Raw genomic sequence first — 26,223 nt, 5'->3', positions numbered from 1 at the left:
AATGCCGCACATTTTGATCGTCGAAGACGAAACAATTATCCGCTCCGCCTTGCGCCGCCTGCTGGAACGTAACCAGTACCAGGTCAGCGAAGCCGGTTCAGTGCAGGAAGCACAAGAACGCTTCACTATTCCCACGTTCGATCTGATCGTCAGTGACCTGCGTCTACCGGGCGCACCGGGCACCGAGTTGATCAAACTGGGTCAAGGCACTCCGGTGCTGATCATGACCAGCTACGCCAGCCTGCGTTCGGCAGTCGACTCCATGAAGATGGGCGCGGTGGATTACATCGCCAAGCCTTTCGACCACGACGAAATGCTCCAGGCCGTCGCGCGCATCCTGCGTGACCGGCAATCGGTGCAGACCAGCGGCGAACCATTGGCCGGCAAAACCGCCAATGGTGCGGCGAAACCGGGCATCGACAACAGCAACGGCGAAATCGGCATCATCGGCTCCTGCCCCCCCATGCAGGATCTGTACGGCAAGATTCGCAAAGTCGCGCCGACTGACTCCAACGTCCTGATTCAGGGCGAGTCGGGCACCGGTAAGGAACTGGTGGCGCGGGCCCTGCACAACCTGTCCAAACGCGCCAAGGCACCGATGATTTCGGTGAACTGCGCGGCGATCCCGGAAAGCCTGATCGAGTCCGAACTGTTCGGTCACGAGAAAGGCGCGTTCACTGGCGCCAGCGCCGGTCGCGCCGGTCTGGTGGAAGCGGCGGACGGTGGCACGCTGTTCCTCGACGAAATCGGCGAATTGCCGCTGGAAGCGCAGGCCCGGCTGCTGCGGGTGTTGCAGGAAGGCGAGATTCGCCGCGTAGGTTCGGTGCAGTCGCAGAAAGTCGATGTGCGCCTGATCGCCGCGACTCACCGCGACCTCAAGAGCCTGGCAAAAATCGGCCAGTTCCGCGAAGACCTTTATTACCGCCTCCATGTGATCGCCCTGAAGCTGCCGGCCTTGCGCGAGCGCGGTGCCGACGTCAATGAAATCGCCAATGCGTTCCTGGCGCGGCAGAGCGCGCGGGTTAATCGCACGGATCTGAAATTCGCTGCGGACGCTGAGCAAGCGATTCGTCATTATTCCTGGCCGGGTAACGTGCGCGAGCTGGAAAACGCAGTGGAGCGCGCGGTCATCCTGTGCGAGAGCCCGGAGATTTCCGCCGAGCTGCTGGGTATCGACATCGAGTTGAGCGACCTGGAAGACGACGAGTTCATCGGCCTGGCGCCGCAGCAGGGCAATGGCGCGGGTAACAACAGCCACGAGCCGACCGAGGACCTGTCGCTGGAAGATTACTTCCAGCACTTCGTGCTCGAGCATCAGGACCACATGACGGAAACCGAGCTGGCACGCAAACTCGGGGTCAGCCGCAAATGCCTGTGGGAACGCCGCCAGCGCCTGGGCATTCCGCGACGCAAGACCGGTGTCGCCAGCGAGAGCTGAACGTCACCTGTACCGTGCGTGGGTAACACGTGACTTTGCGAAAAAACTGTTACCCCAGTTTTTTCACGTAACAGAAGCCGGGGCTTACGGTAACGAAGCCCCGGTTTTTTTCGGCCTCGAAAAACCCCACAACGCTACCTAACCCCTTGTTTTGCTGGGCCTGGCAAAAGTTGGCACGCACCCTGCTATATGTTTGGTACAAGAACAATAACAAGCAATGCACAAGACAATAAAAATAAGACGAATCGACTCACGCACAATAAAAACAAGACGGCGAGAGGCGCAGCTAACTGATTCTTTTGGAGAGGCGTTGTATTTGGGGCTTGCCCCACGACCAGGCCGAGAACAACAAAAACTGTCCTGAGACAGAGCCTGAACTGGTTGGATCGCAAGATCACTGCAGCACAGCGACCAAAGCAATCCGTTTGCTCTTGGCTCCCGATTGGGAGGGTCATGAAGGAAAATCTTCATGACGCGGGCACTCAACAAAAACAAAAAGCCCGAAACCAATAACAAAAATAGAACATGCAACTACTTCTTGGGGAGCTTCGGCTCCCCTTGTAGTTTCTGGCGTTTAGCCTCCCCTGCCTCATGCAGGAGCTCGCTCGCGAAGAACCTGAGAGCTGCGCTGGGCATCTGGCTTTACGCGTGATCGTTCACGACCATCGTCGGAACGCCGCCCGGAGCAAGCTCGCTCCTACAGCTCATATTTGCTGCGTCCTACACCATCCCCTGACTAAATGCTAGAATCCCCGCCCATCATGCGGTCATTCTTCGTTTTGGCCGAACATTCCTTCAAACAGTGCATCCCATGCTGAAGAAGCTGTTCCAGTCACTCCGTTCTCCCAAGCGTCATACGCAACACATCCGCAGCACACCTGAAGTGCTCAACAGCGGCCAACATTCGTTGCAAAAGGCGCAATTCAGCCGATACGCGGTGAATATCGTCGAACGCCTGCAGAACGCCGGCTACCAGGCTTATCTGGTCGGCGGTTGCGTGCGTGACATGATGCTCGGTATCACACCGAAAGACTTCGACGTCGCTACTAGTGCCACCCCTGAACAAGTCCGTGCCGAATTCCGCAATGCGCGGATCATCGGCCGTCGCTTCAAGCTGGTACACATCCACTTCGGCCGCGAAATCATCGAAGTCGCAACCTTCCGCGCCAATCACCCGCAGAACGACGAAGAGGAAGACAGCAACCAGTCTTCCCGCAACGAAAGCGGGCGCATCCTGCGCGACAACGTCTATGGCACCCTGGAAGAAGACGCACAACGCCGCGACTTCACCATCAACGCCCTGTATTACGACCCGGTCAGCGAGCGCACCCTCGACTACGCCAACGGCGTACACGACATTCGCAATCACTTGATCCGCCTGATCGGCGACCCGAAGCAACGCTACCAGGAAGACCCGGTGCGGATGCTGCGGGCCGTGCGGTTCGCCGCCAAGCTGAATTTCGGCATCGAAAAACACAGCGCCCTGCCAATCCGCGACCTGGCCCCGATGCTGCGCGAGATCCCGTCGGCCCGCCTGTTCGAAGAAGTGCTCAAGCTGTTCCTCTCCGGGCATGCCGCGGACACGTTCGAGATGCTGGTCGATCTGCAGCTGTTCGATCCGCTGTTCCCGGCCAGTGCCGAAGCGCTGGAATACAACCCGACGTACACCCACACCCTGATCAGCGAAGCGTTGATCAACACCGACCTGCGCATCAAGCAGAACAAACCGGTGACCCCGGCGTTCCTGTTTGCCGCTCTGCTCTGGCCTGCCCTGCCGGCTCGCGTACTGCGCTTGCAGGAGCGTGGCATGCCGCCGATTCCGGCGATGCAGGAAGCGGCGCACGAGCTGATTGCCGAACAGTGCCAGCGGATCGCGATCCCGAAACGCTTCACGATGCCGATCCGCGAAATCTGGGACATGCAGGAACGCCTGCCCCGCCGCAGCGGCAAACGCGCCGACCTGTTACTGGACAACCCACGGTTCCGCGCCGGTTACGACTTCCTGCTGTTGCGCGAAAGCGCCGGTGAGCAGACCGACGGCCTGGGCGAATGGTGGACGGACTATCAGGATGCCAACGAAAGCGAACGTCGTGACATGATCCGCGAGCTCAGCGGCAAGGACGACGGAGTTGCCGGTGCGCCGCGCAAACGTCGGCGCAGCAGCGGTACCAAGCGCAAACGCGCGGCCGGCGCACCGAGTGCCACGGGCGAATAAGCATGGAACGCATCTACATCGGCATGGGCAGCAACCTGGCTGACCCCGCCGAACAATTGCGCAGCGCGATCGAAGCGCTGGCGCAATTGCCCCAGACTGCGCTGGTCGGGGTTTCCGCGTTTTATCAGAGCGACTCGCTATTGCCCGGCCAACCGCGTTACACCAATGCGGTCGCCGCCCTCGACAGCACACTCGCGCCGCTGGCACTGCTGGATGCCCTGCAAGCCATCGAGAACGGCCAGGGCCGTGAGCGACTGGAGCGCTGGGGGCCGCGCACGCTCGATCTCGACATTCTGCTGTTCGGTGATCGCCTGATCGACGAACCCCGCCTCAAGGTTCCCCACTACCATATGCAGGAACGAGCCTTCGTCCTGTATCCCCTGGCCGAACTGGCGCCTGCGGATTTGCGCCTGGCGGATGGTCGCCGCCTGAGTGAACTGCTCGCCGCCTGCCCATTCGTCGGCCTGGAACGTCTCGCTCCAAATTGACAAATATCCCTGTGGGAGCGGGCTTGCTCGCGAAAGCGGCGTGTCATTCGACATTTGTGTGACTGACACGCCGCTTTCGCGAGCAAGCCCGCTCCCACAGTCGATTTGGGTCGATTGCAGGAACCTCGGCTGCTGAATCGCATCAGTCCCCATCGGTAACACCGCCGACGTAACAACGCGGTAACACATGCAATTGACTTCCCGAGTTCTCCTCACGACTATAGGCGTCCCGCTGCCGCCAACACGGCGTTGAAGGGCGCAATCCAGGCCTTAAAAGCACGACAACAGACCGTGCGCCTGTATTTAACGAAGAATCACGCGCGTTACTCGCAGTAGTTTCCACAGCGTCTGAACGAGGAACTTTTCATGCCAGCCATCACCCTGACCACTCTGCAAGGTCTCAAGCAAAAAGGTGAAAAAATCACCATGCTGACCTGTTATGACGCGACCTTCGCCCACGCCTGCAATGAGGCTGGCGTCGAAGTGCTGCTGGTGGGCGACTCCCTCGGCATGGTTCTGCAAGGTCACGACAGCACCTTGCCGGTGACCACCGCCGAGATGGCTTATCACGTCGCCGCCGTTAAACGCGGTAACCGCGACGCGTTGATCCTCGCCGACCTGCCCTTCATGGCCTACGCCACCCTCGAACAAACCATGACCAACAGCGCCGTGCTGATGCAGGCCGGTGCGCACATGGTCAAGGTCGAAGGCGCGCTGTGGCTGGCGGACTCGATCCGTCTGCTGGCCGAGCGCGGCATCCCGGTGTGCGCGCACATGGGCCTGACGCCACAATCGGTAAACATTCTGGGCGGATACAAAGTCCAGGGCCGCAGCGAGAACCAGGCTCGGCAGATGCGCGCCGATGCCATCGCCCTGGAACAGGCCGGTGCCGCCATGCTGTTGCTCGAGTGTGTGCCGAGTGAACTGGCTCAGGAAATCACCCAGGCGGTGGGTATTCCGGTGATCGGTATCGGCGCCGGTAGCGCCACCGATGGGCAGGTGCTGGTGCTGCACGACATGCTCGGTCTGTCGATCACAGGCCGGGTGCCGAAATTCGTGAAGAACTTCATGGCCGGGCAACCCACTATCCAAGCGGCACTGGGCGCTTATGTCGCCGAAGTCAAAGCGGCCACTTTCCCAGGCATCGAACACGGATTCTCTGCATGAACACCGTAAAAACCGTACGCGAATTGCGGGCCGCCGTGGCCCGTGCCCGCAGCGAAGGCAAGCGTATCGCCCTCGTACCGACCATGGGCAACCTGCACAGCGGTCATGTCGCACTGATCACCAAAGCCAGCCAACGGGCAGATTTCGTGGTGGCGAGCATCTTCGTCAACCCGCTGCAATTCGGCGCGGGCGAAGACCTCGACAAGTACCCGCGCACCCTGGCCGCGGACCAGGAGAAACTGCTCCAGGCCGGTTGCCACCTGCTGTTCGCACCGGCCGTTGAAGAGATGTACCCCGACGGCATGACCGGCCAGACCCGCATCAGCGTTCCGCAACTGTCCGAAGGCCTGTGCGGCGCGAGCCGTCCCGGGCATTTCGAAGGTGTGGCGACGGTGGTCAGCAAACTGTTCAACATCGTTCAGCCGGACCTGGCGATCTTCGGCCAGAAAGACTTCCAGCAACTGGCGGTGATTCGCGCGCTGGTGCATGACCTGAACATGCCGATCCAGATCATCGGCGAGCCGACGGTCCGTGCCGCCGACGGCCTGGCGCTGTCGTCGCGCAACGGCTTCCTCAGTGAAGAACAGCGAGCCGTGGCCCCGGTGGTGTATCGCACGCTGTCCGCGATTGCCGACGCCATCAAGCAGGGTGATCGCGATTACCCGGCGCTGATCGCCGCGCAACAGCAGCAACTCGAAGCCGCCGGCCTGCGCACTGACTACCTGGAAATCCGTCATGCGCTCACGTTGCGTCCTGCTACGGCACTGGATCGCGACCTGGTGATCCTGGTGGCAGCGTTCCTCGGGACGACGCGGTTGATCGATAACCTGCACCTGAACCTCGACGCCGTCGCCTGAATACAAAAAACAACAAACCTATGGGAGCGAGCCTGCTCGCGATGGTCGTCAACGATAACGTGGGATGCCTGACACACCGCGGCGTACTTGTCTCCATCGTCGGAACGCCGCCCGGAGCAGGCTCGCTCCCACAAGGGACAATACCTGGGAAAAACACTCATGCACGCCATCATGCTCAAGGCCAAGCTGCATCGCGCCGAAGTCACCCACGCTGTACTCGATTACGAAGGTTCTTGCGCCATCGACGGCGAATGGCTGGACCTGTCCGGCATCCGTGAATACGAACAGATCCAGATCTACAACGTCGACAACGGCGAGCGCTTCACCACGTACGCGATTCGTGGCGAGGAAGGCTCGCGAATGATTTCGGTCAATGGCGCCGCGGCGCACAAAGCCAAGGTCGGCGACCGGGTGATCATCTGTGCCTACGCGCACTACAGCGAAGCCGAACTGCTCAACTTCAAGCCCCGCATGCTCTACATGGCGCCGGGTAACGAGCTGAGCCACACCAGCAATGCCATTCCGGTTCAGGTCGCCTGACAGAACTCTCCCTCCCGTTTGTCGGACCGTTCCCTGCTTGATGTATAAAAAAGTACCGGGAACGGGTCAGACAAAGTCAAGACAGATCGCAGCGCGAGGTTTACTGTATTCGCCCTGTGCCATGAAATCGTGTCGACGCAGTTGACCGGACGCCCACCCGCAGCGATCCGGGATTTTTAGTGTTCAAAAGGCCGTTCAAGTAAAAAGGAAACCCGCAGCGATGGCGTACTACCGCACTCCTCACGACGTGACCGCTCTGCCCGCCTGGCAAGCGTTGAAAGACCACCGCCAAGCCATGCAGGATTTCAGCATGCGCGAAGCCTTCAATGCCGACCCGCAGCGCTTTAGCCAATTTACCCTCAGCAGTTGCGGCCTGTTTCTCGACTACTCGAAGAACCTGATCAACGCCGAGACCCGCGATCTGCTGGTGGGGCTGGCCAATCAGGTCGATCTGCAGGGCGCCATCAAGGCGCTGTTCGACGGCGAAATCGTCAACTCTTCCGAAGGTCGCCCGGCCCTGCACACCGCGTTGCGCCGCCCGGTGGGCGACAAGCTGTCGGTCAACGGCGTCAACGTGATGCCGGAAGTACACAAGGTGTTGAACCAGATCACCGACCTCGTGGGCCGAATCCACGACGGTCTGTGGCGCGGTTACACCGAGAAACCGATCACCGACGTGGTGAACATCGGCATCGGCGGCTCGTTCCTCGGCCCCGAGCTGGTGTCCGAAGCGCTGCTGTCCTACGCCCAGAAAGGCGTGCGCTGCCACTACCTGGCGAACATCGACGGCAGTGAGTTCCACGAGCTGACCATGAAGCTGCGCGCCGAGACCACCCTGTTCATCGTCTCGTCGAAATCCTTCAACACCCTCGAAACCCTGAAGAACGCCCAGGCCGCTCGCGCCTGGTACCTGGCCCAGGGTGGTTCGGAAGCGGAGCTGTATCGTCACTTCATCGCCGTGTCGAGCAACAACGCGGCCGCCGTGGCGTTCGGTATCCGCGAAGAAAACATCTTCCCGATGTGGGACTGGGTCGGCGGCCGTTACTCGCTGTGGTCCGCCATTGGTTTGCCGATTGCCCTGGCCATCGGCATGTCGAACTTCAAGGAGCTGCTGTCCGGTGCCTACACCATGGACCAGCATTTCCAGAGCGCGCCGTTCGAGCAGAACATGCCGGTGCTGCTGGCCTTGCTCGGTGTCTGGTACGGCAATTTCTGGGGCGCGCAGAGCCACGCGATCCTGCCGTACGACCATTACCTGCGTAACATCACCAAGCATTTGCAACAGCTGGACATGGAATCCAACGGCAAGAGCGTGCGCCAGGACGGTACGCCGGTGTCCACCGATACCGGTCCGGTGATCTGGGGCGGCGTGGGCTGCAACGGTCAGCATGCGTATCACCAGTTGCTGCACCAAGGCACCCAGCTGATCCCGGCCGACTTCATCGTGCCGATCGTCAGCTTCAACCCGGTGTCCGACCACCACCAGTGGCTGTACGCCAACTGCCTGTCGCAAAGCCAGGCGCTGATGCTCGGCAAGACGCGCGCCGAGGCGGAAGCCGAGCTGCGCGACAAGGGCATGGCCGAAGCCGACGTAGAGAAACTTGCGCCGCACAAAGTGATCCCGGGCAACCGTCCGAGCAACACGCTGGTGGTCGAGCGCATCAGCCCGCGTCGTCTCGGCGCACTGGTGGCGATGTACGAACACAAGGTCTTCGTGCAAAGCGTGGTCTGGGGCATCAACGCCTTCGACCAGTGGGGCGTGGAGCTGGGCAAAGAGCTGGGCAAGGGCGTTTACAACCGTCTGGTGGGCAGTGAAGAGACCCCAGCGGATGATGCTTCTACCCAAGGGCTGATCAACTACTTCCGCGGCCGTCACCGCGGCTGATCCAGCCGGTTTTTCCCTGTGGGAGCGAGCCTGCTCGCGATGAGGCCTGTCCATTCAACATTCAGGTTGACTGACAGATCGTCATCGCGAGCAGGCTCGCTCCCACAGTTGTTTTGTGTATGACTTGAACCTGAGGACCTCTCGGCGCATCTTTATTCCTGTCGCAAAACAAGAATAAGGAACCGTCATGTTCGATATCAGCACGTTCCCCAAAGCCGATGCCGTCCGCCGGGCTGCACAGTTGAGTCAGGACGACTACAAGCGCCTGTACCGCCAATCCATCGAACACCCCACTGAATTCTGGGCCGAGCAGGCCGCACGCTTTCTTGACTGGTACACCCCGTGGGACACGGTCCAGCGCTACAACCTGAAGACCGGTGAAGCCAGCTGGTTTGCCGGGGCAAAGCTGAACGTCAGCTACAACTGCATTGACCGCCACCTGGAAAAACGCGGCGATCAGATCGCAATCATCTGGGAAGGCGACGATCCCGCCGAATCCGCCCAGATCACCTACAGGAAACTTCATCACCAAATCTGCCGCCTCGCCAACGTCCTGAAAAGCCGTGGCGTGAAGAAAGGCGACCGCGTGTGCATCTACATGCCGATGATTCCCGAAGCGGCTTACGCGATGCTCGCCTGCACACGCATTGGCGCGGTGCATTCGGTGGTGTTTGGCGGGTTCTCCCCGGATTCAGTGCGCGACCGCATTCTCGACGCCGACTGCCGCACCGTGATCACCGCCGATGAAGGCGTGCGCGGCGGTAAATTCGTGCCGCTCAAAGACAAGGTCGACAAGGCCCTGGAAAGTTGCCCGAACGTCAGCACCGTGATTGTGGTCGAGCGCACCCAGGGCGACGTGAACTGGGTCGAGGGCCGCGACCTCTGGTACCACCAGGCCTTGCGCGACGTCAGCGACGATTGCCCGCCCGAGCCGATGGACGCCGAAGACCCGCTGTTCATCCTCTACACCTCCGGTAGCACCGGCAAACCCAAAGGCGTGCTGCACACCACCGGCGGCTATCTGCTGCAAGCGGCCATGACCTTCAGATACGTGCTCGACTACCGCGACGACGAAGTTTTCTGGTGCACGGCCGATGTCGGCTGGGTCACCGGCCACAGTTACATCGTCTACGGCCCGCTGGCCAACGGCGCGACCACGCTGATCTTCGAAGGCGTGCCGAGCTACCCGAGCAGCGCGCGTTTCTGGCAAGTCATCGATAAACATCAGGTGAACATTTTCTACACCGCCCCCACAGCCCTGCGTTCGCTGATGCGCGAAGGGCCCGAACCGTTGAAGGAAACGTCCCGGGCGAGCCTCAGATTGCTCGGCAGTGTCGGCGAGCCGATCAACCCGGAAGCGTGGGACTGGTACTTCAATGCCGTCGGCGAGCAGCGCTGCCCGATCGTCGACACCTGGTGGCAGACCGAGACCGGCGGCATCATGCTCAGCCCGCTGGTCAGCGCGCAAAGGATCAAACCCGGCTGCGCCACGCAACCGATGTTCGGCGTGCAACCGGTGCTACTCGATGAAGCCGGCAAGGAAATCAAAGGCGCCGGCAGCGGCGTGCTGGCGATCAAATCCAGCTGGCCGGCGCAAATCCGTAGCGTCTACGGCGATCCGCAACGGATGGTCGACACCTACTTCAAGCCCTACCCCGGATACTACTTCACCGGCGACGGCGCCCGCCGCGACGAAGACGGCGACTACTGGATCACCGGACGCATCGACGATGTGATCAACGTCTCCGGCCACCGCATCGGCACCGCCGAAGTGGAAAGCGCCCTGGTGCTGCACGACAGCATCGCTGAGGCGGCCGTGGTCGGCTACCCTCACGACGTCAAAGGCCAGGGCATCTACGCCTTCGTCACGCCCATGAACGGCACCGACCCCAACGATGAGTTGAAGAAGGAACTGCTGGCCTACGTCAGCAAGGAAATTGGCAGCTTCGCCAAACCGGACCTGATCCAGTGGGCGCCGGCCTTGCCAAAAACCCGCTCGGGCAAGATCATGCGGCGGATTTTGCGCAAGATTGCCTGCAATGAGCTCGACAGCCTGGGCGATACCTCAACCCTGGCGGATCCAAGCGTGGTTCAGGATCTGGTGGATAAACGCCTGAATCAATAACGCACAGCTCACTCCTTTGGGTTACGACCCTGGCCACATTCTTTTTCCCAATGAGTTGTTATGGAATTCATCCGCAGCCGCATCGAAACCCAGGTCATGAGCCTCACCGGTCTGTCTCTCGGCAAGCTCGACCTGGAAAACCCCAAGGGCGATCCCGGGCTGTTCGGCCCGGATTCGGTGAGCTGGCAAGTGCATGGCGATTTCAGCAGCATGCTCATCGGCGGCATCAGCGCGTTGATGCTGCAGGCCCTGCACCCATTGGCGCTCGCCGGGGTCTGGGACCATTCGAATTTTCGCGAGGACATGCTCGGACGCCTGCGGCGAACCGGGCAGTTCATTTCCGGCACCACCTTCGGCTCACGCCGGGACGCTGACTGGCTGATCGAAAAGGTCCGCACCATTCACCTGCAAGTGACCGGCACCGCGCCGGATGGCCGGCCTTACGCCGCCAGCGATCCCGATCTGCTGACGTGGGTGCATGTGGCCGAAGTCAGCAACTTCCTCGCGGCGCATCTGCGCTACCGCAATCCACACCTGTCGGCGGCTGATCAGGACCGTTACTACGACGAAATCGCCCTGGTCGCCGAACGCCTCGGCGCTCGAGACGTGCCCCGCTCGCGGCAGGCCGTTGCCGATTATCTGGAGCGCATCCGCCCGCAATTGCTGTGCGACGCGCGCAGTCGTGAAGTCCTGCGGCTGTTATTGAACGCGCCCTCCCCCAGCCGACTGGCCAGGCCGTTCGGTAGCCTGATGATGCAGGCCGGTATCGATTTGCTGCCGGACTGGGCCAGCGACATGCTCGGCACCCATCAAGGTCCGCTGCAGCGCAAAATGATCCGTGCCAGCGTCAACCGCAGTGCGCCGATGCTGCGCTGGGCGGTGCGCAACGGCTCAGTGCAGCGGGCGAAGCGAAGGATGGGTCTGCTGACCTGACGCATTACCTGTAGGCGCGAGCCTGCTCGCGATGAACTCAAGTGCGCCGCGTTTCTTCAGAAAAGACACGTCATCGTTAACGTCCATCGCGAGCAGGCTCGCTCCTACAGGTTCTGCATCGCTCAAGCTGTTAAACTCCCGCGCCAAATTCCCTCCTGCAAGGCGCCCAGCATGTCTTCCTTGAATCAGGCGCTGCGCGCCGCCCTCGATCATCGCCAGGACCTGCTTGCCGAACTGCATCAGCAAGGCACCGATTGCTATCGCCTGTTCCATGGCAGCCAGGAAGGCGCCGGTGGCCTGACCATCGACCGCTATGGCCCGCAGCTTCTGGTGCAGAGCTTCCACCAGGCGCTGGAGCGCGATGCGCTGCTGCAATTGCACGGGACGATCAATCAACACCTGGGCTTCGAGACCCTGCTGGTCTACAACGATCGCTCCCGGGGCAACTCGCGCATCGACCGTGAAGACACGGTCTACCGCGCTGAAGACGCCGCCCTGCAAGACCTGGTCGGTCACGAGTGGGGCCTGAACTATCGCGTCCGCGGGCGCCACGCCGGGCAGGACCCGCTGCTGTTCCTCGACCTGCGCAACACCCGTGGCTGGGTCAAGGACCACAGCAAAAACAAGAGCGTGCTGAACCTGTTTGCCTACACCTGCGGCGTCGGCCTGAGCGCAGCGGCCGGCGGAGCCAGCGAGGTGTGTAACCTGGATTTCGCCGAGGGCAACCTCGCCGTCGGCCGTGAAAATGGCGTGCTCAATCCACACTTGCCGCCCATGCAATTCATCCAGTCCGATTATTTCCCGGCGATCCGCCAACTGGCCGGCCTGCCCATCAGCCAGCGTCGCGGGCAAAAGCTGCCGAGCTATCAGCGCCTGGAACAGCGCCAGTACGACTTGGTGCTGCTGGATCCTCCGGCCTGGGCCAAGAGCGCCTTCGGCACCGTCGACCTGCTGCGCGACTACCAGAGCCTGCTCAAACCCGCGCTGCTGACCACCGCCGACGACGGCGTGCTGATCTGCTGCAACAACCTGGCGAAAGTCAGCATGGACGACTGGCGCGAGCAAGTGCTGCGCTGCGCGGAGAAAGCCGGGCGACCGGTGCGCGAGTGGACGGTGATGAAACCGGGCGGCGACTTCCCGTCGATGGATCAACAGCCGCCACTGAAAACCCTGATCCTGCAGCTCTGATCGACGTCAGACTAATCTGAAATATCGACAACAGGCTGATGACTTCGGAACCGGAAACGCGTGCCATACTCCAAGGCACTCCGATTCAGAAGATGAAGCCGAACATGCCCAAAGGATTGATCCGCGCGATTGGCGCCTTGTTGACTGCTCTGGCTCTCTACAGCCTGCTGGGGTTTCTGATTTTGCCGGGCATCGCCTTGCGTGTGGCCAACCAACAATTGGCCAACTACGCCACGACGCCCGCCAGCCTCCAGCGTATCGAACTCAACCCCTTCAGCCTTGAAGTCACGCTGTGGGGCCTGGTCATTGGCGAGCCGGGCAAGGAACAGGTCGGCTTCGAACGCCTGTATGCCAACCTGCAACTCGACAGCCTGTGGACCAAAGCGCTGCACCTGTCCGATATCGAGCTGGATAAATCAAAGACCGAAATCCTGTTCGACAAGGCTGGCAAACTCAACCTGCTCGGCCTGTTCAAAATCCCCGCCAGCGAACCGACCCCGGCCGACCCCGACGCCAAACCGTTCCCGCTGCGCATCGAGCGGATCAAACTGGCCGGTGGTGCCGTGCACTTCAAGGATGACCGTCCCAGCGAAGCCATCGAATTCCTCTACGACAAACTCGATTTCGAGCTGACCAACCTGAGCACCCTGCCCGAAGACAGCGCCGACATGACCCTGGTGGCCGCCGGGCCGAATGGCGGGCAGATCGACTGGACCGGGAATTTCAGCCTGATCCCGATCACCTCTGAAGGTAAGCTCAAAATCACTGACGGTCAGATGAAAGCCTTTTGGCCCTATGTGCGCGACGCGCTGCCACTGGTGCTGGAACACGGTGTGGTGAATCTCAGCACCGACTACAAACTGAACCTGTCCAAAGAAACCGAACTGCTGCTGAGTAACGTCGCGGTCAGCGTCGCGCCGTTTGCCATCAGCGCCCCGGACGGTCGACCGTTGGCGAAACTTGAGCGACTGGACGTCACCGACACCACGGTCGATCTGGCGAAACAGCAAGTCGTGGTCGGCAAGATCCGCAGCAATAAACTGGAAACCTGGGCGGCACTCGAAGCCGATGGTCAACTCGACTGGCAAAAGTTGTTCGCCAGCCAGCCGTCCAAAGCCGCAGCAAAAGCCAAGGCCGAACCGGCCAGCGCACCTGCCGCCGCCGACTCACCGAAAGAGCCCGCAGCACCGAGCAAGCCGTGGCAGGTGCTGTTGAAAGACGTGCAGTTGCGCGATTACCAGGTGCACCTGGCTGACCGCAAGGCGCAACCTGCCGTGGCGCTGGACTTGAATCCGCTGAACCTGGATCTGCAGAATTTCGACAGCCTCAACGCCTCGCCCTTCAACCTCAAGCTCGACACCGGCGTGGGCAAGCAAGGCAAGATCACGGCGCAGGGCGAGGTCAATTTGGCGCCCGTCAGCGCCCAGCTGAAGGTGCAGACCAAGGACATCGACCTGCGTGTCGCCCAGTCCTACATCAACCCGTTCATTCGTCTCGAACTGCGCAGCGGCATGCTCGGCAGCGACCTGGCAGTCAACCTGAAAAGCACCGAACCGCTGGCGCTCGCCGTCACCGGGCGCGCGCAGATCGACCAGTTGCACACCCTCGACACCCTGAAAACCCGGGACTTCCTAAAGTGGCAACAGGTGGTGGTCGAAGGCTTGAACTATCAGCACGGCGACAGCCTGTCGATCGACAAGGTCAACCTGTTCCAGCCCTATGTGCGCTTCATGATCAACGACGACCGCACCACCAACGTCGATGACCTGCTGATCCCGCAACCGCCCGACTCCGGCGCGAAAACCGCGGCGGCCAAACCCGCCAGCAAGGACAAACCGCTGGGTATCCACATTGGCGGCATCGCGATCAATGACGGTTCGGCGAACTTCGCCGACTTCAGCCTGACCCCGAATTTCGCCACCGCCGTGCAGCAACTCAACGGCCAGATCGGCACCATCGACAGCCGACAGGCGAAGCCGGCGACCGTGGACGTCAAGGGCAAGGTCGATCGCTATGCGCCGGTGACCATCAAGGGCTCGGTCAACCCGTTTGATCCGATGGCCAGCCTCGACATCGCCACCAGTTTCAAACGGGTGGAACTGACCACGCTGACGCCCTACTCCGGCAAGTTCGCCGGTTACCGGATCCGCAAGGGCCGGCTCAATCTCGACCTGCATTACCTGATCACCAAGGGTCAGCTCAAGGCGGAAAACAAAGTGGTGGTCGAGCAATTGCAGCTCGGTGAGAAAGTCGACAGCCCGGACGCCGTCAGCCTGCCGTTGAAGCTGGCGATTGCCTTGCTCAAGGACGTCGACGGCAAGATTTCCATCGAACTGCCGGTGACCGGCGACCTGAACAATCCGCAGTTCAGCGTCATGCCGATTGTCTGGCAGACCCTGCGCAACCTGATCGTCAAGGCTGCTGCCGCGCCGTTCAAACTGATCGGCGGATTGATCAATGGCGGCGGTTCGGAAGACTTGGGCACGGTGTCGTTTGCGCCGGGCTCCAGCGACTTGAGCAAGGAAGCCGAGGGCTCGTTGGTCAAGTTGTCCCAGGCCCTGAAGGAACGTCCGGCCCTGCGCCTGGAAATCGAAGGCACGGCGGCGAAGAGCAGTGATGGCCCGCTGATCGCCGAGCAACGCCTGGAACGGGAATACCAGTACAACTACTACAAAATGCTCCAGCGCCGCGGCGACAAGGTGCCAGCGCAGGCGTCGTTGCTGCAGGTGCCGGAGGGCGAAAAAGGTCCGCTGCTGGAAGGGATCTACCGCACCCGCCTGAAAACCCAGCCGCCTGCTGAATGGAAAGACCTGGGCAAGGAAGAACGCACCGCGAAACTGCGCGCCGACGTGATCAAGTTCTGGAGCGACAGCGATGTGCTATTGCGCCAACTGGGCCAGGACCGCGCCAGCAGCATCAAGGATTACCTGGTCGACAAGGCGCAACTGGCTGATGACCGCGTGTACTTTATCGACGCCAGTCTCGGCGAGGCGGAAAGTGACGGTCGGGTCGTAACCCCCCTGCACCTGGACGCCGAATGATGATCAAACGAATGCTGTTCAGCCTGACCCTGGCCATCGTGGCCGGTCAGGCCAGTGCCGCCGATACCCTGCGCTGTGGCAGTCAGTTGGTCAGCGTGGGGGACCGCTCCAGCGAGGTGCTGCAGAAATGCGGCGAGCCCGTCAGCCGTGACGTGCTGGGCTACAAGCGCAGCGTCAATCGACGGGAAGAGTTTCAGGTCGAGGAATGGACTTACGGGCCTAACGGCGGGATGTATCAATACCTGCGGTTCGAAGGGAATCGATTGCGGCAGATCAACAGCAAGCGCGGTAACTGAACCCAACGCAATTCGAATGTGGGAGCGGGCTTGCTCGCGAAGGCGTCTTCCCGGCCAACCCATGTGTTGAATGTGAGCCCGCTTTCGCGAGCAAGCCCGCTCCCACATTTTGTTTTTGCGTAGTCCACAATAGAACAGGCCCCGAACACGAATGTCCGAGGCCTGTAATGGCCACATCCTTGTGGCCGTCGCATGAACTCTCAAGTGGCGGCAGACGTATGGCTCAGCTCGTCTCCCGCGTCTTCTCCCGGTTCAGGCGAGAAGTCTTGCCTTACTCGGCTTTCAGGCCGTCAGCGGAGACCGCCTTGACGCCTTTGATTTTCTTGGTGATGGCCACAGCGGTGGCTTTCTGAGCGTCAGTCACTGCGACAGTGGACGACAGGGATACAACACCTTTGTTGGTTTCGACTTTGATGTCGGTACCAGGAATGCCTTTTTCGGTGACCAGGTCACTTTTGACTTTGGTGGTGATCCAGGTATCGGAGGTAGCTTCTTTAGCCTTGGTCACTTCACCGGCAGCCAGAACCATTGGGGCCTGGGTAGCCTGGGTTTGAGCGAAAGCAACGTTGCCCATGGTCAGGGTCAGCGCGGTAGCAGCAGCGGCAGCAATAGCGAACTTCTTCATACGAGTAACTCCTGTTGTTTCATAAAGTCTGCTGCGTATCTTGTCAGCAGGGTTACTGGGTATATTGCGAACGGTGTGCCAAGTTTGAGACGCGCAGTAAATCCATAGAAAACAACAGGTTAGCGAAATGGCAAATTTTCGGAATCATGCAAATTGCATGAGTTGGGAATTCTGTACATGCAAGTTGCGGGTTTTCGGGTTGGCCTAAGGCCATGAATTTGTGAAGGTTTTACTTTTTCCCAATGCCGCGTCGAATAGTCGAACCATCAGCAAAAAAAACCGCCTCTGAAGAGGCGGTCTTGATCGTCTACCAATAATCAGTTGGCATCAGCCATGAGGGCATCCCGATGGGGCAAAATCGGCTGCAGCGCTGGTTCTGCAAGACCAACCAGTAGTAGCGTCACGAGTCAGAGTAATTGTCGCAGCGGACACCTGTGCCGGCGCGCCTACAAGCGTACAGATAATTGCAGCAGGTGTTGCCGAGACGGTAATTGTGCAATTTTGTGTGTTGGCGGCCGAAGTAATGTCAGCAACGGCCGGAGCAGCCGTACCCGAATTGACCTTGTCCTCATAATTCACTTTAAGCGCCGAAACCTCTGCAACACCCGCCGTCACCTTTGCCCGAGCCTGATACTTCGAGTAAGCCGGAATCGCAAACGTCGCCAGAATCCCGATGATCGCCACGACGATCAGCAGTTCGATCAGGGTAAAACCTTTTTGATTATTCATAGACAAGCTCCTTGGATGAGTAGAAATCGCATGATCTGAACTAGCCCCAGCACAGCGCGTGCCAATCTGTTAATCCCCGGTTAATGCGACACGAGAGCAACGCACCGGCCTTGCACGTCCCCAAGGCCCGCACTATCTGACACTTTTTGTCACCAGAGCAGCGCTGGTTTGGCTCCGCCCGTTGACTAGGCTATAAGTCATCAACTGTTTGCGTCCGGTATCCCCATGAATGACATCGCCCTTAGCGGCCTGGCCAAGCAATTGGTCCTGGCCGAACTGCTCACTGACAAAAATGCGCAACAGGCGTATCAACAAGCTCAGCGCCAGAAGCTCCCCCTGGTCACTTATCTGGTGCAAAACAAACTGGTGAAAAGCCGGCAGGTCGCCGAGATTGCTTCGGAGCATTTCGGCATGGCCCTGCTGGACCTGCACTGCCTGGACAAAGAGTCCCAGCCCAAAGGCCTGGTCAGCGAAAAACTGGTGCGCCAGCATCACGTCCTGCCCCTGTGGCGGCGCGGTAACAAATTGTTCGTCGGGGTTTCCGATCCGACCAATCACCAGGTCATCAACGACATCCAGTTCAGCACCGGGCTGACCACCGAAGCCATTCTGGTGGAGGACGACAAGCTCAGCGATGCCATCGAGAAATTCTTCGACAGCCACCACACCGGCCTCGAAGACATGGCTGACGTCGACCTTGACGGTGTGGACATCGAGTCGATCAATGACCCGAACCAGGATCCTATCGCCGGGCAGGATGCCGACGACGCACCGGTTGTGCGCTTCGTGCACAAGATGTTGCTCGACGCGATCAAGAGCGGCTCATCCGACTTGCACTTCGAACCGTACGAAAAAACCTACCGCGTGCGCATGCGCACCGATGGCATGCTGCGGGAAGTGGCCAAGCCGCCCATCCAGCTGGCCAACCGCATCGCCGCGCGCCTGAAAGTCATGGCCAGCCTCGACATTTCCGAACGGCGCAAACCCCAGGACGGTCGGATCAAGATGCGTCTTTCGAAGAGCAAGTCCATCGACTTCCGGGTTAATACCCTGCCGACCCTGTGGGGCGAGAAGGTGGTGATCCGGATCCTCGACCCGTCCAGCGCACAAATGGGCATCGATGCCCTCGGCTACGAGCAGAGCCAGAAAGACCTGTACATGGCCGCGCTGAAGCAGCCGCAAGGGATGATCCTGGTCACCGGGCCCACCGGCTCGGGCAAGACCGTGTCGCTCTACACCGGCCTGAACATTCTCAACACCGTCGACATCAACATCTCCACCGCCGAAGACCCGGTGGAGATCAACATGGAGGGCATCAACCAGGTCAACGTCAATCCCAAGCAAGGACTGGGTTTTCCCCAGGCCCTGCGTTCGTTCCTGCGGCAGGACCCGGACGTGATCATGGTCGGTGAGATCCGCGACCTGGAAACCGCCGAGATCGCCATCAAGGCCGCCCAGACCGGTCACCTGGTGCTCTCGACGCTGCACACCAACAGCGCGGCGGAAACCCTGACCCGCCTGCACAACATGGGTATTCAGGGCTTCAACATTGCAACCTCGGTCAGCCTGATCATCGCCCAGCGGCTGGCGCGCAAACTGTGCAGCCAGTGCAAGAAGCCCATCGACATTCCCCGCGAGGCGTTGCTCAAGGAAGGCTTTCCCGAGGACCGTATCGGTTCTTTCACCATCTACGAGCCGGTGGGTTGCGATCAATGCAACGGCGGCTACAAGGGACGCGTGGGGATCTACGAAGTGGTGAAGAACACGCCGGACCTGCAACGGCTGATCATGGCCGAGGGCAACTCACTGGAAATCGATATTCAGATGCGCAAAGGCGGTTTCAACGACCTGCGTACTTCGGGGCTGATCAAGGCCATGCAGGGCATCACCAGCCTTGAAGAAATCAACCGGGTCACCAAGGACTGAACATGGCGGTCAAAGCAGCAAAACTCAGTGTGTACGCCTGGGAAGGCACCGACAAGAAAGGCACCAAAATGACCGGCGAGCTCACCGGTCAGAACCCGGCGCTGATCAAGGCGCAACTGCGCAAACAGGGCATCAACCCCGGCAAGGTACGCAAGAAAACCGCTTCGATTTTCAGTCTGGGCAAGCGCATCAAGGCTCATGACATCGCCCTGTTCACCCGGCAGATGGCGACCATGATGAAGGCCGGCGTGCCGTTGCTGCAGTCATTCGACATCATCGGTGAAGGCTTCGATAACCCGGCCATGCGCAAACTGGTGGACGAGGTGAAACAGGAAGTCGCCGCGGGCAACAGCTTCGCCGCCGCCTTGCGTAAAAAGCCGCAATATTTCGACGAACTCTATTGCAACCTGGTGGATGCCGGCGAACAGGCTGGCGCCCTGGATACCTTGTTGGAGCGGGTCGCGACCTACAAGGAAAAGAGCGAAAGCCTGAAAGCCAAGATCAAGAAAGCCATGACTTATCCGCTGGCAGTGGTGTTCGTTGCGATCATCGTCACCGGCATTCTGCTGATCAAGGTGGTGCCGCAGTTCGAATCGGTGTTCAAGGGATTCGGCGCGGAGCTGCCAGCGTTCACCGTGATGGTGATCGGCCTTTCGAAGTTCATGCAGGACTGGTGGTGGGTGTTGCTGGGGGCACTGATTGCGGCCATCTTCGGTACACGCCGCGCCTTCAAGAAATCCGAAGCCTTTCGGGACTGGACGGACACCTGGCTGCTGAAATTGCCGTTGGTGGGCACGCTGATGTACAAATCCGCCGTGGCCCGTTACGCCCGCACGCTGTCGACCACCTTCGCCGCCGGCGTACCGCTGGTGGAAGCCCTGGAGTCCGTGGCGGGCGCCACCGGCAACGTGGTGTTCAAGCGCGCGGTGCTGCGTATAAGGCAGGACGTTTCGACGGGGATGCAGCTGAATTTTTCCATGCGCACCTCCGGCATTTTTCCGAGCATGGCGATTCAGATGACGGCCATTGGCGAAGAGTCCGGCGCCCTGGACGACATGCTCGACAAGGTCGCCAGCTTCTATGAAGCCGAAGTCGACAACATGGTCGATAACCTCACCAGCCTGATGGAGCCCTTCATTATGGTGGTGCTGGGTGTTGTCGTCGGCGGCCTGGTGGTTGCAATGTACCTGCCCATTTTCCAACTCGGCTCAGCGATCTGACATGCCCCTGACTGAAACCCTGACCGTATACCCGCTGGCGTTCGTCGCCATTGCCCTGGTGGTCGGCCTGCTGGTCGGCAGCTTTCTCAACGTGGTGATCTGGCGTCTGCCGAAAATGCTCGCCCGCGAGTGGCGATTGCAGGCCTATGAGATTCTCGGCTTGCCTGGCGAAACTCCGCTGCCGACCTACAACCTGATGCTGCCCCACTCCCAGTGCCCACACTGCGGGCACCGGATCCGCGCCTGGGAGAATATTCCGCTGGTCAGTTATGCGTGCCTGTGTGGGCGATGCTCAAGTTGTGTAGCACCGATCAGCAAACGCTACCCGTTGACTGAACTGGCCTGTGGACTGCTGTCGGCCTTCGTGGCCTGGCACTTCGGCTTTGGTTGGCAAGCCGCGGCGGTGCTGGTCCTGAGCTGGGGCCTGCTGGCCATGAGCCTGATCGACGCCGAACATCAACTGCTGCCGGATGTGCTGGTGTTGCCGCTGCTGTGGCTGGGCCTGATCGTCAACAGCTTCGAGCTGTTCGTGCCATTGCAAGAGGCGCTGTGGGGCGCAGTCGCCGGCTACCTGGCGCTGTGGTCGGTGTTCTGGCTGTTCAAGCTGATCACCGGCAAGGAAGGCATGGGTCATGGCGACTTCAAGCTCCTGGCGATGCTCGGGGCCTGGGGCGGCTGGCAGATGTTGCCGCTGACTATCCTGTTGTCATCGGTGGTCGGCGCCGTCATCGGCGTGATTTTGCTGCGGCTGCGCAACGCGAAAACCTCGACGCCGATCCCCTTCGGCCCCTATCTGGCGATTGCCGGCTGGATTGCCCTGCTGTGGGGTGGTCAAATAGCCGCCTTCTATTGGCAGTTTGTCGGTTTGAAATGAATACCCCTGTGGAAAAACCCTGGATTCTCGGCCTGACTGGCGGCATCGGCAGCGGCAAAAGCGCGGCCGCCCAACACTTCATCGACCTCGGTGTGCACGTGATCGATGCCGATCATGCAGCGCGCTGGGTGGTGGAACCGGGCCGCCCGGCGCTGGCGCAGATCGCCGAACACTTTGGCCCCGGCGTGTTGCAGGCCGATGGTCAACTGGATCGCGCGGCGTTGCGCAAACTGATCTTCGAAGTCCCGGAAGAGCGCCGCTGGCTCGAAGCGCTGCTGCACCCATTGATCGCCAGGGAAATCGTCGAACATCTGGGCAAGGCACAATCGCCTTACGCGATTCTGGTTTCGCCGTTGCTGATCGAGTCCGGGCAATACGCCATGACCCAGCGAGTGCTGGTGATCGATGCGCCCGAACAACTACAGATCGAACGCACCCTGCAGCGTGACCAGACCAGCGAGCAACAGGTCCAGGCCATCCTCAAGGCGCAATCCAGCCGTCAGGATCGCGTGAGCCATGCCGACGACGTGGTGGTCAACGACCGCGACCTCGCCTGGCTGCACAGCGAGGTCGAACGCCTGCATCACTTTTACTTAACATTGCGTGGAGGCCAGTCATGAGCCAAACCCCAACCGTCGAATGCCCCACCTGCGGCGCTCCTGTCGAATGGACCCCCGAGAGCAAATTCCGGCCGTTCTGTTCAGACCGCTGCAAATTGATCGACCTGGGCGCCTGGGCGTCGGAAGAACACAAGATTCCGGTGAGCCCGGATGCCGAGGACGAACTGTTCAGCGAAGATTTCGAACCGCGTCACTGAGGCCGACCTTCAGGGCCGCCTGACACGGTAGTCCTGACCGTCATCAAGGTTCCCGGCGAGAAACGATCTGTTGATTTGATACGGGTCAGGACTTCGGATCGTCGTCCTTCCAGGGCGCCGACAGGTAGCGTGTGCGATTGAAGGTTTCCAGCCATTCCGGGCAGAACACCACCAGCGCGCTGACCACCATGCCGTTGATGAACCCTTCCGGAAAGATGATCAGCCACAGGTAGCCGATAAAATCCTCAAGCCAATAGGGCATGGCGAAGATCCCGTCAAACCATAGCAACCACAGCGCCAGCAACAGACACAGCAACGCCGACAGCGCCGCCGCGAAGAAGCCGGAAACGAAGATGTACACAAACGGATTACGCGGCTGGGCGCGCTCCACCAGGATTGCGCAGCATTCGGTGACCAGCACCGGCAGCAGAATCAACAACGCGCCGTTTACTCCGACAGCAACGAGGTCCTGGCGTCCGAGCACCACCAGGCCGGCCTGCGCGACCAGTCCGCCGACGATCGCCAAAGGCCAGTCCAGCAGCAGGGTCACGGCGGTCATGCCGATGAAGTGATAGGACACGCCGGTGTCGAAATCCCGTCGTACCAGCCACAGCATGAACAGCGCGAATACCGTACCGAATAACAAGTGCTGACGACGGCGGTCACTGAACAGCTCGACCCACGGCGCACGCACGATGGCCCAGATCAAGGCTGGCACATAGATCAGCCAGCCGACGGTGAGGGATTCGGTGGACAGCAACTCAGCGCCGATCATGGCGGGGCACACTCCTTTGTCTCGGCCGATGGGTAATGGGTTCTCAGTCTACACCGCGACCTATCCAATGCTGCGCCAGGTCTTCGGCACTCACTCCGGTCTGCTCCGCAGGCCCGCCGCGATCGGGGCTCCGGGACGTGAGACTCCTGTAGGAGCGAGCATGCTCGCGAAAAACCTGAGACCGCTGCGGGGTGTCTGGTTCCCCGCGTTATCGTTGACGACTATCACGAGCGTGCTCGCCGGCAGGCTTTTGCGCTTCTCCGACAAACTGTCTTCTTTGCGATCGCATTTGAACGCTAAGCTTGGGCCTATGGATGACTCTGATTACTTACGCCTGCTGACCATCGCGGCCGAGCAAGCCAACGCGTTCCTGTCCAATGCCCGCAAATGGGAGCGTGAGCGTTGGGTGTGCCAGCGCCTGCTGCAAGGCCTGAACATTCCCTACCGTGCCGACGAATTCGCCCCCGCCGGGGAACCGCCGGACGTGCTGTTTCGCGAGGCGAATTTCGAAGTGTTTTTCGTCCTCGACGAAGGCCGTCGCCTCAACGATGAGTGGCGCGATGAACTGCAACGGCGGCGCAGTGCGTTCTCCCTGAGTTCGCTGGTGCGCCGCGAGGCCAAGCCCAAGCGCATTCCGGCCAACGAATTCCTGCTGCGGCTGGCGCCGACCTTGCGCAAGAAAGCGCACAACTACAAAGAGCGCGGCATGGACCTGGGCGAGCTGGACATCATTGCCTTCGCCAGCCTCAAGCGCGAAGTGCTCGACCTCAACAGCCATTTCCCGCCGCCCACCGAATACTTGCGCCAGGGCTGGCGTTCGTTGTCGCTGGTCGGCCCGACGTTTGCCCGCGTGCTGTTCGCCCATCCGGATGCGCCGGACTTTTTGCGCAGCAACCTGGGGCGCAGCATCGTGTTCGATGTCGGGATCAGCCTGTGAGCCCATTGCAGGAATTGATCGCCGAAGTGCCGCAACAGGGACGCGTGCGCTGGATCGGTGTGCGGCCGCAGCCCCACGTGCCAATGATCCAGCTGGACGCCGTGGAAGCGCGTCTTGAAGCGGGCCTGACCGGCGACCGCGCACGACCCGGGGTACGCAATGCGCGCCAGGTGACGCTGATTCAATGGGAGCACCTGTCCGTCATCAGTTCGCTGATGGGGCGCCCGGCCGATCAACCGGTGTTGCCACAGGAATTGCGGCGCAACATCGTCGTCAGCGGTATCAACCTGTTCAGCCTCAAGGGCCGGCGCTTCCGGATCGGCCAGGCCATTTTCGAAACCACGGGTTGGTGCCAACCTTGCGCGCGCCTGCAAAACAACCTCGGCCCGGGGACCTTTCAGGCCGTTCGCGGCCATGGCGGAATCACTGCCCGAGTGATACAAAGTGGAATCATTCGCCTGGACGATACGGTCACCGTCGAGCCGATTCCGGCCAGCGGCTATGCTCCATTCAATGTGGGCTGACGTGTTTCACGGCCACCCGCGTGTAGCTTCTACACATTTAGCAACGTCTACCCCTGACGAGGCCCGATATGACCAGCCGCCTGAACCCCGACGACCAGAAGCATGTCGAAGAGTACCTGCACCTGTCCCAGCACCGAGTCGAGCGCCGGCCTTTCCGGCCATGGATGCTCCTCGTGGTGGTACTGGCCGTGACCATTGGCCTGGGCCTGTTGAGCCGATTTATCAGTTACCTGACGCTATGAGCTGCGTTGCGCTCGCTCGGGTAATTGCACCGATTTCTTTTAGCCTTGCGAGATATCCCCATGACTCATCGTATTGTCATCGTTGGCGGCGGCGCCGGCGGTCTGGAGTTGGCTACCCGTCTGGGTAAGACTCTGGGCAAGCGCGGCACGGCCAGTGTGATGCTGGTCGACGCGAACCTGACCCACATCTGGAAACCGCTGTTGCACGAAGTGGCGGCCGGCTCCCTGAACTCTTCCGAAGACGAACTCAACTATGTCGCCCAGGCGAAATGGAACCACTTCGAGTTCCAGCTGGGGCGCATGAGCGGGCTCGATCGCGCGCAGAAAAAAATCCAGCTGGCCGCCACGTACGACGAAGCCGGCCTGGAACTGGTGCCGGCGCGCGAAGTGCCTTACGACTCGCTGGTGATCGCCGTCGGCAGCACCACCAACGATTTCGGCACCCAGGGCGCGGCGCAGCATTGCCTGTTCCTCGACACCCGCAAACAGGCCGAGCGCTTCCACCAGCAACTGCTCAACCATTACTTGCGTGCTCACGCCGGGCAAACGGACGTCGTGCAACAGATCAGCGTGGCGATCGTCGGTGCTGGCGCCACGGGCGTCGAACTGGCCGCCGAACTGCACAATGCCGCGCACGAACTGGCGGCCTACGGTCTGGACCGGATCAAACCGGAGAACATGCACATCACCTTGATCGAAGCCGGTCCTCGGGTGTTGCCAGCCTTGCCGGAACGGATCGGCGGGCCTGTGCATAAAACCCTGGAGAAACTCGGGGTCAACGTGATGACCAACGCAGCGGTCAGTGAAGTCACTGCCGACAGCCTGATCACCGCCGACGGCAAAGTGATCAACGCCAGCCTCAAGGTCTGGGCCGCCGGGATTCGTGCGCCGGTTTTCCTCAAGGACATCGACGGCCTGGAAACCAACCGCATCAACCAGCTGCAAGTACTGCCGACCCTGCAAACCACCCGCGACGAAAACATCTTCGCCTTCGGTGACTGCGCCGCCTGCCCACAGCCGGGCACCGATCGCAACGTCCCGCCGCGCGCCCAGGCTGCGCATCAGCAGGCGTCGTTGCTGGCCAAATCGCTGAAGCTGCGGATCGAAGGCAAACCGTTGCCTGTGTATAAGTACACCGACTACGGCTCGCTGATCTCGCTGTCGCGTTTTTCCGCTGTGGGTAACTTGATGGGCAACCTTACCGGCAGCGTGATGCTGGAGGGCTGGCTGGCGCGGATGTTTTATGTGTCGCTGTACCGCATGCACCAGATGGCTCTGTATGGCGCGTTCCGTACTGCGATGTTGATGCTGGGCAGCAAGATCGGGCGCGGGACTGAGCCGCGACTAAAACTTCACTGATCAAACACTATCCTGTGGGAGC

The 26,223-nt window shown here is 60.5% G+C and carries 24 protein-coding genes; 21 read left to right on the top strand and 3 right to left on the bottom strand.

The window, feature by feature from the left end; translation table 11 throughout:
- Nucleotide 1 precedes the first annotated feature (1 nt).
- From NTD84_RS07245 to NTD84_RS07190, 12 genes are all read left to right on the top strand, one after another.
- On the top strand, nt 2-1,438 hold the full coding sequence (locus tag NTD84_RS07245) for a sigma-54-dependent transcriptional regulator (RefSeq protein ID WP_262164361.1): 1,437 nt from the start codon (nt 2-4) through the stop codon (nt 1,436-1,438).
- A gap of 811 nt (nt 1,439-2,249) precedes the next feature.
- Nucleotides 2,250-3,653 (top strand): polynucleotide adenylyltransferase PcnB, encoded by a 1,404-nt coding sequence (locus tag NTD84_RS07240; protein WP_262164359.1) that lies wholly within the window; start codon nt 2,250-2,252, stop codon nt 3,651-3,653.
- Between the two features lie 2 nt (nt 3,654-3,655).
- Nucleotides 3,656-4,141, top strand: coding sequence for a 2-amino-4-hydroxy-6-hydroxymethyldihydropteridine diphosphokinase (folK, locus tag NTD84_RS07235; RefSeq protein WP_262164358.1), 486 nt, complete (start codon nt 3,656-3,658; stop codon nt 4,139-4,141).
- A gap of 366 nt (nt 4,142-4,507) precedes the next feature.
- Complete coding sequence (gene panB, locus NTD84_RS07230) at nt 4,508-5,308, top strand: 3-methyl-2-oxobutanoate hydroxymethyltransferase (protein WP_262164357.1); 801 nt, start codon at nt 4,508-4,510, stop codon at nt 5,306-5,308.
- Nucleotides 5,305-6,165 (top strand): pantoate--beta-alanine ligase, encoded by an 861-nt coding sequence (gene panC / locus NTD84_RS07225; protein WP_262164355.1) that lies wholly within the window; start codon nt 5,305-5,307, stop codon nt 6,163-6,165. Before panB ends, panC begins: the two co-directional genes overlap by 4 nt.
- 159 nt (nt 6,166-6,324) lie before the next feature.
- Nucleotides 6,325-6,705, top strand: coding sequence for an aspartate 1-decarboxylase (gene panD, locus NTD84_RS07220; protein WP_003228271.1), 381 nt, complete (start codon nt 6,325-6,327; stop codon nt 6,703-6,705).
- Between the two features lie 220 nt (nt 6,706-6,925).
- Nucleotides 6,926-8,590, top strand: a complete 1,665-nt coding sequence (gene pgi / locus NTD84_RS07215) for a glucose-6-phosphate isomerase (RefSeq protein WP_262164353.1) — start codon at nt 6,926-6,928, stop codon at nt 8,588-8,590.
- A gap of 187 nt (nt 8,591-8,777) precedes the next feature.
- Nucleotides 8,778-10,715 carry an acetate--CoA ligase gene (gene acs, locus NTD84_RS07210; RefSeq protein WP_262164350.1) on the top strand — a complete coding sequence of 646 codons (1,938 nt, stop codon included), beginning with the start codon at nt 8,778-8,780 and terminating at the stop codon, nt 10,713-10,715.
- 60 nt (nt 10,716-10,775) lie between these two features.
- Entirely contained in the window at nt 10,776-11,648 is an 873-nt protein-coding gene (locus NTD84_RS07205) for an oxygenase MpaB family protein (RefSeq protein WP_262164349.1), read from the top strand.
- 171 nt (nt 11,649-11,819) lie between these two features.
- Complete coding sequence (locus NTD84_RS07200) at nt 11,820-12,836, top strand: class I SAM-dependent rRNA methyltransferase (protein WP_262164347.1); 1,017 nt, start codon at nt 11,820-11,822, stop codon at nt 12,834-12,836.
- Nucleotides 12,837-12,928: 92 nt separating this feature from the next.
- A complete protein-coding gene (locus tag NTD84_RS07195; protein WP_262164345.1) occupies nt 12,929-15,877 on the top strand; it encodes a DUF748 domain-containing protein in 2,949 nt (982 codons plus the stop codon).
- A complete protein-coding gene (locus tag NTD84_RS07190) occupies nt 15,877-16,173 on the top strand; it encodes a DUF2845 domain-containing protein (RefSeq protein WP_262164399.1) in 297 nt (98 codons plus the stop codon). Before NTD84_RS07195 ends, NTD84_RS07190 begins: the two co-directional genes overlap by 1 nt.
- 271 nt (nt 16,174-16,444) lie before the next feature.
- On the opposite strand, the gene NTD84_RS07185 is transcribed toward NTD84_RS07190, so the two are convergent.
- Both NTD84_RS07185 and NTD84_RS07180 read right to left on the bottom strand, forming a co-directional pair.
- On the bottom strand, nt 16,445-16,798 hold the full coding sequence (locus NTD84_RS07185; RefSeq protein ID WP_262164344.1) for a BON domain-containing protein: 354 nt from the start codon (nt 16,796-16,798) through the stop codon (nt 16,445-16,447).
- A 327-nt stretch (nt 16,799-17,125) separates the two neighbouring features.
- Nucleotides 17,126-17,527 carry a pilin gene (locus NTD84_RS07180; protein ID WP_262164343.1) on the bottom strand — a complete coding sequence of 134 codons (402 nt, stop codon included), beginning with the start codon at nt 17,525-17,527 and terminating at the stop codon, nt 17,126-17,128.
- 225 nt (nt 17,528-17,752) lie between these two features.
- Here NTD84_RS07180 and pilB point away from each other — a divergent pair, with 225 nt between their 5' ends.
- The 5 genes from pilB to yacG are packed head-to-tail and all read left to right on the top strand — an operon-like array spanning nt 17,753 to nt 22,364.
- Nucleotides 17,753-19,453, top strand: a complete 1,701-nt coding sequence (pilB, locus tag NTD84_RS07175; protein ID WP_262164341.1) for a type IV-A pilus assembly ATPase PilB — start codon at nt 17,753-17,755, stop codon at nt 19,451-19,453.
- Nucleotides 19,454-19,455: 2 nt separating this feature from the next.
- Nucleotides 19,456-20,673: a type II secretion system F family protein gene (locus NTD84_RS07170; protein WP_262164339.1), complete on the top strand. Its 1,218-nt coding sequence runs from the start codon at nt 19,456-19,458 to the stop codon at nt 20,671-20,673.
- Nucleotide 20,674: 1 nt separating this feature from the next.
- Nucleotides 20,675-21,547 (top strand): prepilin peptidase, encoded by an 873-nt coding sequence (locus NTD84_RS07165; protein ID WP_262164337.1) that lies wholly within the window; start codon nt 20,675-20,677, stop codon nt 21,545-21,547.
- Complete coding sequence (gene coaE / locus NTD84_RS07160) at nt 21,544-22,167, top strand: dephospho-CoA kinase (RefSeq protein ID WP_262164334.1); 624 nt, start codon at nt 21,544-21,546, stop codon at nt 22,165-22,167. The genes NTD84_RS07165 and coaE overlap by 4 nt, the downstream gene beginning before the upstream one ends.
- A complete protein-coding gene (yacG, locus tag NTD84_RS07155) occupies nt 22,164-22,364 on the top strand; it encodes a DNA gyrase inhibitor YacG (protein ID WP_262164331.1) in 201 nt (66 codons plus the stop codon). Before coaE ends, yacG begins: the two co-directional genes overlap by 4 nt.
- An 85-nt stretch (nt 22,365-22,449) precedes the next feature.
- Here yacG and NTD84_RS07150 read toward each other — a convergent pair whose 3' ends face one another.
- Nucleotides 22,450-23,139 carry an energy-coupling factor ABC transporter permease gene (locus NTD84_RS07150; protein WP_262164328.1) on the bottom strand — a complete coding sequence of 230 codons (690 nt, stop codon included), beginning with the start codon at nt 23,137-23,139 and terminating at the stop codon, nt 22,450-22,452.
- Nucleotides 23,140-23,449: 310 nt separating this feature from the next.
- On the opposite strand from NTD84_RS07150, the gene NTD84_RS07145 reads away from it, so the two are divergent.
- The 4 genes from NTD84_RS07145 to NTD84_RS07130 all read left to right on the top strand — a co-directional run bounded on the left by NTD84_RS07145 (nt 23,450) and on the right by NTD84_RS07130 (nt 26,201).
- The gene (locus NTD84_RS07145; protein WP_262164326.1) at nt 23,450-24,076 is read left to right on the top strand and encodes a DUF1780 domain-containing protein; all 627 of its coding nucleotides are present in this window, start codon (nt 23,450-23,452) and stop codon (nt 24,074-24,076) included.
- Nucleotides 24,073-24,600, top strand: coding sequence for an MOSC domain-containing protein (locus NTD84_RS07140; protein ID WP_262164324.1), 528 nt, complete (start codon nt 24,073-24,075; stop codon nt 24,598-24,600). Before NTD84_RS07145 ends, NTD84_RS07140 begins: the two co-directional genes overlap by 4 nt.
- 68 nt (nt 24,601-24,668) lie before the next feature.
- Nucleotides 24,669-24,842 (top strand): DUF3094 domain-containing protein, encoded by a 174-nt coding sequence (locus NTD84_RS07135; RefSeq protein ID WP_008028730.1) that lies wholly within the window; start codon nt 24,669-24,671, stop codon nt 24,840-24,842.
- A 60-nt stretch (nt 24,843-24,902) separates the two neighbouring features.
- Nucleotides 24,903-26,201, top strand: coding sequence for an NAD(P)/FAD-dependent oxidoreductase (locus NTD84_RS07130; RefSeq protein WP_262164321.1), 1,299 nt, complete (start codon nt 24,903-24,905; stop codon nt 26,199-26,201).
- Nucleotides 26,202-26,223: the final 22 nt, after the last annotated feature.

The organism is Pseudomonas sp. 14P_8.1_Bac3 (assembly GCF_025466085.1).
Lineage (GTDB): Bacteria > Pseudomonadota > Gammaproteobacteria > Pseudomonadales > Pseudomonadaceae > Aquipseudomonas.
Note: the sequence above shows the minus strand (reverse complement) of the source record. Positions and strands in the feature narration are given on the sequence as shown.

Bases quoted from the DNA above. Each gene is read 5' to 3' on its own strand.
- NTD84_RS07245 (WP_262164361.1), top strand. From the start codon at position 2: ATGCCGCACATTTTGATCGTCGAAGACGAAACAATTATCCGCTCCGCC.
- NTD84_RS07240 (WP_262164359.1), top strand. From the start codon at position 2,250: ATGCTGAAGAAGCTGTTCCAGTCACTCCGTTCTCCCAAGCGTCATACG.
- folK (WP_262164358.1), top strand. From the start codon at position 3,656: ATGGAACGCATCTACATCGGCATGGGCAGCAACCTGGCTGACCCCGCC.
- panB (WP_262164357.1), top strand. From the start codon at position 4,508: ATGCCAGCCATCACCCTGACCACTCTGCAAGGTCTCAAGCAAAAAGGT.
- panC (WP_262164355.1), top strand. From the start codon at position 5,305: ATGAACACCGTAAAAACCGTACGCGAATTGCGGGCCGCCGTGGCCCGT.
- panD (WP_003228271.1), top strand. From the start codon at position 6,325: ATGCACGCCATCATGCTCAAGGCCAAGCTGCATCGCGCCGAAGTCACC.
- pgi (WP_262164353.1), top strand. From the start codon at position 6,926: ATGGCGTACTACCGCACTCCTCACGACGTGACCGCTCTGCCCGCCTGG.
- acs (WP_262164350.1), top strand. From the start codon at position 8,778: ATGTTCGATATCAGCACGTTCCCCAAAGCCGATGCCGTCCGCCGGGCT.
- NTD84_RS07205 (WP_262164349.1), top strand. From the start codon at position 10,776: ATGGAATTCATCCGCAGCCGCATCGAAACCCAGGTCATGAGCCTCACC.
- NTD84_RS07200 (WP_262164347.1), top strand. From the start codon at position 11,820: ATGTCTTCCTTGAATCAGGCGCTGCGCGCCGCCCTCGATCATCGCCAG.
- NTD84_RS07195 (WP_262164345.1), top strand. From the start codon at position 12,929: ATGAAGCCGAACATGCCCAAAGGATTGATCCGCGCGATTGGCGCCTTG.
- NTD84_RS07190 (WP_262164399.1), top strand. From the start codon at position 15,877: ATGATCAAACGAATGCTGTTCAGCCTGACCCTGGCCATCGTGGCCGGT.
- NTD84_RS07185 (WP_262164344.1), bottom strand. From the start codon at position 16,798: ATGAAGAAGTTCGCTATTGCTGCCGCTGCTGCTACCGCGCTGACCCTG.
- NTD84_RS07180 (WP_262164343.1), bottom strand. From the start codon at position 17,527: ATGAATAATCAAAAAGGTTTTACCCTGATCGAACTGCTGATCGTCGTG.
- pilB (WP_262164341.1), top strand. From the start codon at position 17,753: ATGAATGACATCGCCCTTAGCGGCCTGGCCAAGCAATTGGTCCTGGCC.
- NTD84_RS07170 (WP_262164339.1), top strand. From the start codon at position 19,456: ATGGCGGTCAAAGCAGCAAAACTCAGTGTGTACGCCTGGGAAGGCACC.
- NTD84_RS07165 (WP_262164337.1), top strand. From the start codon at position 20,675: ATGCCCCTGACTGAAACCCTGACCGTATACCCGCTGGCGTTCGTCGCC.
- coaE (WP_262164334.1), top strand. From the start codon at position 21,544: ATGAATACCCCTGTGGAAAAACCCTGGATTCTCGGCCTGACTGGCGGC.
- yacG (WP_262164331.1), top strand. From the start codon at position 22,164: ATGAGCCAAACCCCAACCGTCGAATGCCCCACCTGCGGCGCTCCTGTC.
- NTD84_RS07150 (WP_262164328.1), bottom strand. From the start codon at position 23,139: ATGATCGGCGCTGAGTTGCTGTCCACCGAATCCCTCACCGTCGGCTGG.
- NTD84_RS07145 (WP_262164326.1), top strand. From the start codon at position 23,450: ATGGATGACTCTGATTACTTACGCCTGCTGACCATCGCGGCCGAGCAA.
- NTD84_RS07135 (WP_008028730.1), top strand. From the start codon at position 24,669: ATGACCAGCCGCCTGAACCCCGACGACCAGAAGCATGTCGAAGAGTAC.
- NTD84_RS07130 (WP_262164321.1), top strand. From the start codon at position 24,903: ATGACTCATCGTATTGTCATCGTTGGCGGCGGCGCCGGCGGTCTGGAG.